Source organism: Pseudomonas sp. 6D_7.1_Bac1, from assembly GCF_025465945.1.
Taxonomy (GTDB): Bacteria; Pseudomonadota; Gammaproteobacteria; order Pseudomonadales; family Pseudomonadaceae; genus Aquipseudomonas.
Genome location: NZ_JANLNW010000027.1, coordinates 1 through 1365 on the forward strand (window position 1 = coordinate 1; position 1365 = coordinate 1365).

At 62.1% G+C, this 1365-nt stretch carries 1 pseudogene; it reads right to left on the reverse strand.

The window, feature by feature from the left end:
* A pseudogene (locus tag NTD87_RS07770) lies at positions 1-1365 on the reverse strand (adhesin); the annotation flags it as partial.

Genomic DNA, 1365 nt, shown 5'->3' on the forward strand with positions numbered 1-1365 from the left:
AACGCTGAGCAGGATCGCGCCATCGCCCTTGAGCGTGCCTCGGGTGTTCAGCAACTGCTCGCTCAGTGTCAGGTCCAGCTTGCCTTTGGCGTAGAGATTGCCGCCCTGACCGTTGTTCAGTTGCGCCGCCTTGAGGTGTACACCGGCCTGACCGGACAGCTGACCGTCAAGTTGGTTATTGAGCTGGGCGAGGGTCAGATTGATGTCGCCATTGGCCAGCAGTTGGCCGCCTTGGCTGTTGTCCAGCGTCGTGCCGGTCAGGTTCAAGTTGCGTTGGCTGGAGACGTTGCCGCCCTGATTGTCGAGGCTGTCGATGTTCAGGTTCAGGCCCTGGGCAGCGCTCAGCGAGCCGCCCTGACGGTTGTCCACTCGGTTGGCATTGAGCGTCAGAGCGCCACCGGCGCTGAGGCTGCCGGTACGGTTGTCCAGCAACCCCACCGTGCTCAGGTTGAGATCGGCCTTGCTGACGACCCGCCCCTTGAGCTGGTTGTCGAGACTGGCACTGTCCAGGGTCAGCAGACCGTTCGAGGACAGCAACCCGGCCTGGTTCAGCAACTGTCCGGCAATCTTCGCCGTCAGGCTCGAATTGCCGGTCAGTGTGCCTTGGGTGTTATCGAGGCTGGCGCCCTGCACCTTCAACCATTGGCCGGCGGTCATCGAACCCGTGGCGTTGTTGATCGCGCCCTGACTGCCCAACGTCAGACTGTTATCGCCCGTCAGATGACCCTGGCGGTTGTCCAGATCCGCCACCTGCGCGGTGATGTCTCGGGCGCTCAGTTTGCCACCCTGGTTGTTCAGGCTGCCGGCGAGCAGCAGGTTCAGCCCTGTGCCCACGTTGATCGTGCCGAGCTGGTTGTTCAGGCTATCGGCCTGCAGATCGATGGCAGAGGCGGACATCAGCGCCCCGGTGTTGTCCAGGGCCCGGGCGATACGCAGGACCAGGGCTTGCTCGCTGAGGACTTTGCCGCCGCTATTGTCGAGACTGTCGGCACTCAGGTTAAAACCCTGTGTACTGGAAATCTCACCCTGCTGGTTACCGACCACGCCCAGGTTGCTCAACAGCAATTGGCCCGGGGCATTGATCAAACCACCCCGGTTATTCAATACGCCGTGATTGAGGTCCAGGCTCAAACGGGTGCCGCTGAACAAGTGGCCGCCGCTCTGTTGATTGAGCCCGCTCGCTCGAACGGTCAGTGCGTTCGCACTGTTGATCTGCCCGGCCTGGCTGTTATCCACCTCAGTGGCACTCAGATCGAGGGTGTCGTCACTGGACAGCTGACCGCCCTGATTCTGCAGAACGCCCGTCGCGACTCGCACCGGGCCCTTACCCTGAAGGACACCGTGCTGACTGTTGTCGAGGCTGGC